This is a genomic window from Streptomyces actinomycinicus, assembly GCF_016741775.1.
GTDB classification, from domain to species: Bacteria; Actinomycetota; Actinomycetes; order Streptomycetales; family Streptomycetaceae; genus Streptomyces; species Streptomyces actinomycinicus.
In genome coordinates, this window is record NZ_JAERRK010000046.1 from 1 (window position 1) to 7,862 (window position 7,862).

Annotated in this window: 5 protein-coding genes; 3 read left to right on the forward strand and 2 right to left on the reverse strand. The window is 71.0% G+C overall.

What is annotated here, in order from left to right:
- A partial coding sequence (locus JK359_RS38265; RefSeq protein WP_201844323.1) for an FAD-dependent monooxygenase occupies positions 1 to 1,375 on the forward strand: 1,375 nt, incomplete at its 5' end.
- 463 nt (positions 1,376 to 1,838) lie between these two features.
- On the opposite strand, the gene JK359_RS38270 is transcribed toward JK359_RS38265, so the two are convergent.
- The gene (locus JK359_RS38270; protein ID WP_201844325.1) at positions 1,839 to 3,290 is read right to left on the reverse strand and encodes a Dyp-type peroxidase; all 1,452 of its coding nucleotides are present in this window, start codon (positions 3,288 to 3,290) and stop codon (positions 1,839 to 1,841) included.
- 1,176 nt (positions 3,291 to 4,466) lie between these two features.
- Between JK359_RS38270 and JK359_RS40065 the strand changes: the two genes are divergently transcribed.
- Positions 4,467 to 4,592, forward strand: a complete 126-nt coding sequence (locus JK359_RS40065) for a hypothetical protein (RefSeq protein ID WP_269139091.1) — start codon at positions 4,467 to 4,469, stop codon at positions 4,590 to 4,592.
- 407 nt (positions 4,593 to 4,999) lie between these two features.
- On the opposite strand, the gene JK359_RS38275 is transcribed toward JK359_RS40065, so the two are convergent.
- Positions 5,000 to 6,043, reverse strand: a complete 1,044-nt coding sequence (locus JK359_RS38275) for a GlxA family transcriptional regulator (RefSeq protein ID WP_201844327.1) — start codon at positions 6,041 to 6,043, stop codon at positions 5,000 to 5,002.
- A 133-nt stretch (positions 6,044 to 6,176) separates the two neighbouring features.
- Between JK359_RS38275 and JK359_RS38280 the strand changes: the two genes are divergently transcribed.
- Positions 6,177 to 7,103, forward strand: coding sequence for an NADP-dependent oxidoreductase (locus tag JK359_RS38280; protein WP_201844329.1), 927 nt, complete (start codon positions 6,177 to 6,179; stop codon positions 7,101 to 7,103).
- Positions 7,104 to 7,862 lie beyond the last annotated feature (759 nt).

The following is a 7,862-nucleotide window of genomic DNA, read 5'->3' on the forward strand; positions in this document are numbered from 1 at the left end:
GGCGGCACCGGACGGACGGTCGCGCGCGGTCGGCATGCAGGCCGGCACGCTGGACACCTTCGCCACCCGCGGCCTCGCGCAGCGGTTCATCGAACGCGGCACCCCGGTGCCGACCGGCCACTTCGGCGCGGCCACCACCCGGCTGGACTTCTCCACGGTCGGGGCGGTGCACCCGTTCATGCTGGCGCTCGGTCAGTCCGTCACCGAACAGCTCCTGGAGGAGCACGCACTCGCCGTGGGCGCCCGAGTGCTGCGCGGGGAGGAGGTTGTCTCGCTCACCCAGGGCCCGGACGCCGTCGAGGCGGTGATCCGGGCCGCTGGTGCCCACCGGACCGTGCGGGCCCGCTGGGTGGTGGGCTGCGACGGCACGCGCAGCGCGGTGCGCCAGGCGGCCGGCATCGGCTTCCCCGGTCAGGACACCACCCTGACCGGGTGGCTCGCCGACGTCGAACTGGACGATCCACCCACGGGGCCGCTCGCCGCCACCGGGACGGCCGGGTCCCTGCTGGTAGCCCCGATCGGCGACGGCGTCCACCGGCTGGCGGGCCTGTCCACGGCCACCATGCACCGCGGCACCGGCGAACCGCTGACCCTGGAGGAGGTACGCGAGCAGACCCGCGCGCTGCTGGGCCGGGACCTGGGCATCCGCAACCCCCGGTGGCTCTCGCGCTACGGCAACGCCACCCGCCAGGCCGCGCACTACCGGTCCGGACGCGTGCTGGTGGCCGGGGACGCGGCGCACATGTTCTTCCCCGCCGGTGGGCAGGGCATGAACCTCGGCATCCAGGACGCCACCAACCTGGGCTGGAAGCTGGCCGCCACCCTCCAGGGCCGGGCGCCCGACGGACTGCTCGACAGCTACGACACGGAGCGCAGGCCGGCCGCCCGCGCCGTCATCGACAACACCCGCGCGCGGCTCGCCCTGTTCGCCGCGGCGAGCCCGGAGCAGATCGCGCTGCGCGAGGTCTGGTCCGCCGCGCTGGCCGAACCACGGACCAACCGCACGTGGGCCCGAAGGATCGCCGGCTTCGACGACCCGCTCCCCGCCGACACCGCACCCGGCGCCCACCCGCTGACCGGCACGCGACTGGCCGGCCTCGCCCTCGATGTGGCCGACGCGCCCACCCCCCACCCGCTGATGCATCACGGCCGACCGCTGCTGCTGGACCTCGGCGGGACGCAGACGCCATGTTCAGCGCCCGGCCTGGACCAGTGGACGGTAGCCGTCAATGCCGAAAAGACGCATGCGCTCTGGCAGGACGTCACCGCCGTTCTGATCCGGCCGGACGCCCGGATCGCCTGGGCCGCCACTGACACCGACCCGCAGAGCCGCGCCGCGGACTGCCGCGCGGCCCTGCGCACCCTGTGTGGCTGAACGCCGCTAGGCGACCCCCCCGGCCAGCCCCGCTCGGGCGTCCACGGCCACGGTGGAAGACAACCGGGACGAGCGGTGGCCCGTTCCGGCGGCGCAAGACGGTCGCTGGTCCACAGGGTGGGTCACAGGAAGTAACGCAGTCGTGTTCCGGTGCGACACGATTGCCGTGGACACAAGCCGCAAGACGCTGTCATTACAAGCGGCGCGGGCACACGTTCGGTGGACGGCCCGCCCAAGACCGTCCCACGCGGGTCATACCCTCGCTACGCTCCCTACCGCCAAGCCGTTGACCAGCAAAAATACGGAAGTCCGGCTGGAGTACTAGCCGTCCCGGCCGGCGCAACAGGATTTCGAAGGTCGCCGTCCCAGGACGCGGAGTGCCCTCCGGCCCCGGCTGTCCGATTCAGCTGGGGCCGACGAAGCGCGGAACTCCTCGTGCCTTGCGGGGCGAGGGCATGGTGCTTTATCGGGGCAGTGGTGCGCCCTCGGCGAGCAGCCGCAGCGTGGACATGGACGGAGTGAACGCGTACACCATGCCCATGGTCTTGAGGAAGCCGCGCATGTCCAAGGTGCCCTGCGGGCCGTTCTCGCCCAATTCGAACTGTGCCTCGCCTCCGGGACCGCAGACGTTGTCTCTGCCGGTGGGTGCCCCGGGCTCCCCGGGGGTGAAGTCCGCGGCGTTGGCCCATCGTGCCTGAACATGCTCGAACTGTTCCTCGAGCGATGTGCCGTAGCACACGAACAGCAGGCCGCGCTCCTGCCCGTCATCGGGCTGACCCGGTGCGAGGGGTGGGCCGTACGGGATGCCGCGGCGCAGCATGCGGTGACTGCGCGTGTGGATGGTCGGGGCGGCATGACGTGGGTTGGTCTTCCGCGTGTGTGAAGCGCAGGGTGTGTCTTGGCCGCGTGGGTCGTTCCGGTAGTCGAAGCCGTTGAGATCGCTACCGATACCGGCCACCGGATCGGACGGCCTGGCCAGCGGCGTACCGTCCGGATTCCGGCCGACCACGCGGGCGGCGAGCCCGTCGAAGTCCAGCGCGGGAGTGAAATTCTTCGCCGCCTCCGCAATGGCGGCGCGCCAGCTCGCCACGTCCTGGTGGAGACGGCGCACCACCTGGAACGAGCCGTCCTTCATCCACGCCGGCCCGGTGCGGTTATTGCTGCCCTCCTCGCACGGGTATCCGAAGACGAACTCGCCGGGCGCGATGAGTTCGGCCCCCAGCCGATTCTCCCGATATCCGGGTTTCCTGGGGTCCTCGCGGTGGAACTGACTGATTCCGGGCTGGGAGACGCCGTCTTTGAAACCGAAGTGCTCATGCCCTCGAAGCTCGCCTGGCAGGGTCTCGCCGTTGTCCTGGCCCACCAGGATCATGCCGTGGGCATTGTCCGCCGCGGCGATCTTCTGCAGCTTGTTGTCCAGGTCTTCTTTGGTGTCCGCGGCGACCACCACGACCGCGTGCACGGTGTTCTCACCGGAACCGAACACCCATTGAGCCGGATCGTCGCCCACGATCGTGGCCCGCCCGTCGGCGCCCGCCCGCAGCGCCTCGAAGGCGTACAGATCCTTCTCGACCTGCTCGGGCTGGACCGAGGCCTCCATCAGACCCTGATAGGTGAGGGACAGACCCACCCAGGTCGCGCCTTTGTCAGGGTCGCGGCCGTAGGCGCGGCGGGAGAGGGAGAACGCCTCGTTGAAGTCCTCCACTTCGGCGGTCACCGAGACCGTGTTCAGCATCACCGAGAGCCAACCGCGTGCGCGGGTTGCGTCCGGGAATCGCAGGTAGCGGAACGTCATGTAGTCCTTGTGAAACGCGGCTAGGACATTGCCCTGGATCTCCGTGGACGTGCGCAGCGGCGGCGTGGGCAATCGCTCTGCCTCTGCCATGAGCGTGGGTCTTGCCGGGCTGGTGACCATGCTGACTCCTTTCTTTGCCCTGGACGGCCTGCTTGATCGGGTACGGCGCAAGGCACCGAGCCGGCGGTGCCGATTGTGGAGTCGAACGGCCGCACCGCGCGGTGCTCGATGGACTGGAGGCGCTCAATGGCGCCGCCTGAATCGAAGCAGCGGGGAAATCCTTACCTCTCGCCCCAGGCCGACTATCCGCTTTCCTGCGGACGGTGGCCGCCCATATCGGTGATGCCGGTGACCGGCCCGCCGGGCGGTGACCGTCCACCGGTGGTGACTTGAGCGTGAGCGGGCTTGTTGCCGTCGTCTCCACTTGGCGGACGGCCAGGGAGAGCGTGGACGAGCACAGCGTCCCGCAGGATCGCACTGCGTTGCGCCGCCCTGACCCCGGCCGCCCGGCGGGGCCGCGCGGGCGGAACGGCCACCGGCGGCATCGTCGCCGGCGTTCGCTGCCCCCTGCCGCCCCACCAGCGTCTTCGCTGACCTTGTCGTCCGGGGCGCGCTCACCCTGCTCGAGAAGCGGCACCCTCGGCGGGGGGCCGGGCTCGCCGCCTGGCTCGGATTCCGAGAGGCGGCCGGAGAACAGTGAGGCGCTGATCCGGTGGTCGATGGTCACACGGATGATCGGCGTCTGCCCGGCCACGGGCTGTCGGCCGGCCCCGAAGGCTCCCGACGCCTCCAGTAGGAGCCACGCCAGAACCGTGACCGACAGCCCGTCCCGCCAACGCGCACCGTCGATCCTGGTACCGGCGCGAGCGAGGGCGCCGCTTCCTTCTTCGCCTCGATCACGGCAACGGTCTCCGCCGCAGAGCCTGCCAGGGCGCCGACCAGTTCCTCCGTTGCGATTCCAGAACATCGTCAGGCCGGTGAAATAGGTGATGACGAAAAATCAGAAGTTCGGCGTGCTCTGGCAGATGAGCACCTGCCGGATCTCGCTGCCGGTGGGCAGGAACGCCGCCGAGCGCCGTACCAGGCCCTGCCGCGATTCGGGATCGTGCCGCCCGGTCTCGTCAGCGGCGTCCTGTCTTCCGTCGGGCTCATCCGCATCTCACGGCGCCGTCGTGTCGCCGGGCCACCGGAGCGGCTCGTCGCGATCTCCAGCAGCCGCCGTCGAGAGCCGATGTGGAGCCGGCTTGGCAAGTGGCGTGCAAGTGCTCGGCAACCATGCTCCGAAGACTGGACGGCATGACCACGCGCAACGTTTCAGACCCCACCGTCCACCCCTACACCCGCGAGATGGCGATGATCCACCAGGTGTTCCGCCGCGAGTCGCGACTGCTGGCCGAGCTGGTCCAGGAAGTCCGGCCCTAGGACACGGCACGCGCCCGGATCCTCGCCGAGCACTGGTGGCAGTACATCGTCGGCCTGCCCGCCCACCACACCGAGCGGACACGACAACCGTGCCCGCTTCCCCTTGGCCCGGGCTTGGCGCCGACTTGCCAAACGGGCCGGTAGGCGACGGCGAGCCGGTCCGTTCACACGGGCGGCCGCGCCACTGCCCGCGGGTCGGAGAGGGCGCGTCGAGTCCGGAAGCGCAAGATCGGCGGGGCCTACCGGTTCCCGCTGCGGACGAGGAATCCCACCGTTCGATCCGCCACACCTCCGGGCAGCCGGACCAGCGGCTCGATCCTGGGCGAGGCTGGCAGGCAAGCTGAGGGGCGAGCGGACGGCGCCCTGCCGACTCGGGAGGTGCCTGGGGGTGGGCTGCCCGCCTGCTGTCAGGCCTCGGTTTCCATGGGGTCGTGAGGGCTGAAGGTGCGGCGGTAGGCGGCGGGTGAGACACCGAAGGCCGCTCTCATGTGGGCGCGCAGGGAGTTGGCGGAGCCGAAGCCGGAGCGGTGGGCGACCAGGTCGATCGACAGGTCGGTGGTCTCCAGCAACTGTTTCGCCAGTTCGAGGCGTTGCGCGGTGAGCCACTGCACCGGGGTCATGCCGACCTCGTCGCGGAAGCGGCGGGTGAAGGAGCGCAGGCTCATCCGGGCGTGTTCGGCAAGGCGGTTCAGAGAGAGGGGTTCGGCCAGGTGTTCCAGGGCCCAGGCGCGGGTGGCGGTGGTGGTGGCGACGGTGGGTTCGGGGACCGGGCGGTCGATGTACTGGGCCTGCCCGCCGTCCCGCCAGGGCGGTACGACGCACATACGGGCGGCGCGGTTGGCGGCGGCGGCGCCTTGGTCGCGGCGGATCATGTGCAGGCACAGGTCGACGCCGGCGGCGACGCCCGCGGAGGTCAGGACGTCGCCGTCGTCGACGAAGAGGACTTCCTCGTCGACCTTGACGCGGGGGTAGGCGCGGCGGAACTCGGGGGCGAGGTTCCAGTGGGTGGTGGCGGGCCGGCCGTCGAGGAGTCCGGCCGCGGCCAGCACGTAGGAGCCGGTGCAGATGGAGACCAGGCGGGTGCCGGGCCGGATCCGGGCGATGGCCGCGGTGACCTCGGGCGGCAGCGGACCGCCGAGGCCCAGCTCGGGCATGGCGTGCGTGGGCGGGACGATCACGGTGTCGGCGGCGGTCAGGGCTTCCGGACCGGCTGCGGGCTGCACGGTGAACCCGGCGTCGCTGAGGACGGGGGCGCCGTCGGCGGTACAGACGGTGACCTCGTACAGCGGGCGTCCGCCCGCGTCCAGGACGCTGCCGAAGACCCGGGAAGGGATGCCGAGCTCGAAGGGCGGGACCCCGGGCAGGGCGAGGACCGCGATGCGGTGCGGTTCCGGCGCATCGTCGGCCCCGTGGGGGTGGGTGTCGGTGCCTGGCCACTGCGTCCTGCTCATGGCCAGATCCTGTCACATAGTGGCCAGACGGCCAACACCATGGAGGGTGCGGATATCGGATCGTGGACTGCGTCGCGCCGGGAAGAGCCCGGGCGGCAGATCCGATCGAGACGGAAAGAGTGAGGCGGACAGCATGCGCGCGGTGGTCGTGGAGCAGTGGGGCGGACCGGAAACCCTGGTCGAGCGGGAGGTGGCTCGTCCCGAGCCGGGACTGAACGAGGTCCTCGTCCGGGTCCACGCGGCCGGGGTGAACCCGGTGGACTTCAAGACCCGGGCCAGTGGGGCCCTGATCGAGTGGGGCGACGTGCCGGCGGTCGGCTGGGACGTGTCCGGCACCGTCGAGGCCGTCGGACCGGGCGTGGGCATGTTCCGTCCCGGGGACGAGGTCTACGGCATGCCGCTGTTCCCGCGGCAGGCCGGCGCCTACGCCGAATACGTCGTCGCCCCGGCACGCCACCTCGCGCCCAAGCCGGCGAACCTCACGCACGTCCAGGCGGCGGCACTGCCGCTGGCCGGGCTGACCGCCTGGCAGGCCCTGGTGGACACCGCCGGCGTGCGCGCCGGTGAACGTGTGCTGGTGCACGCGGCGGCCGGCGGGGTGGGCCACCTCGCAGTGCAGATCGCCAAGGCTCGCGGCGCCTACGTCATCGGCACCGCCAGCGCTGGTAAGCACGACCTGCTGCGGGAACTGGGCGCGGACGAGGTGATCGACTACCGCACGGTCCGCTTCGAGGACGTCGTCGGGGACGTTGACGTGGTGCTGGACGGGCTCGGCGGCCAGACTGCCGAGCGGTCCCTGAAGGCGCTGCGGGCTGGCGGGCGGCTGGTCGTCCTGCCCGGCCCCGACGACGTCCCGGCTGCCGTGCCCGATCACGCACGGGCGGTGTGGATGCTGGTCGAGCCCGACCACCTCGGTCTGCGCGAGATCGCCGCCCTGGCGGAACGGGGCATGCTGAAGCCGGTGGTCGAGACCGTGCTGCCGCTGGCCGAGGCCGCGAAGGCACACGAGATCGGTGAGCAGGGACGCACCACCGGGAAGATCGTCCTGTCCGTGGCCTGATCGCGGCGGTCAGCACCGGCCGAGCGAGGCGAGCAGGAGCCCCGAGAGACCTGTGATCCCGGGGCTCCGCGGAGCCGCCCCGCCCGTGCCGCCGTCAGCGTGGCGGCAACGTCAGGTGGCACCTCTTGGCGGCGGCGGACCGGCAGTACCCCGCGCCGTCATGCACCGGTCCACCAGCACCTGCTGAGCGGCTTTGATCAGGTCGCTACGGCCCTGCGGGGACGTGGGCAGCGTCGGCTGCCGGCACACCACCGCCCCGCCACCGCTGGTACCACTGCCCCTCAGAGCTTCGAAAGTATTTCCTTTCCGTATCTCTTACAGCGTCGGTGGCGCAAGCAGGCTGATGCACCGGATCAGCGCCAGTCTGCAGGTTCTCGGGGGGAGTGCGACGAGCAGGCGGTGACCGCACGGCGGGAGGCGAGCTGGGGCGTGTTCCAGAAGTGCGGTGAGTACCGTGCAGCCACGAGCTCGGCATTGGTGTCGCGCCGACGGGGCCGGGATCGAGGTGTTGGCCGAGATCACTCTCGCAAGCCGCGCTGTGGACTGGGGCCTTGGCGGCGGCCATCTTCGGTGGACTAAGGTGTGAGGATGACTACCGGGAGGGCATTGCGCCGCACACGGATCGGTGACCCGGTGCTCTTCTGAGCGCCGTACGGGCCAGTGCGGGCCCGCTGTTCGATCGAGGACCTTGCGCTGCTGCGCGGGCTCCGCCTCCGTCGTGTTGATCACAGGACACATCAACCACGACAGGAGAGTTCA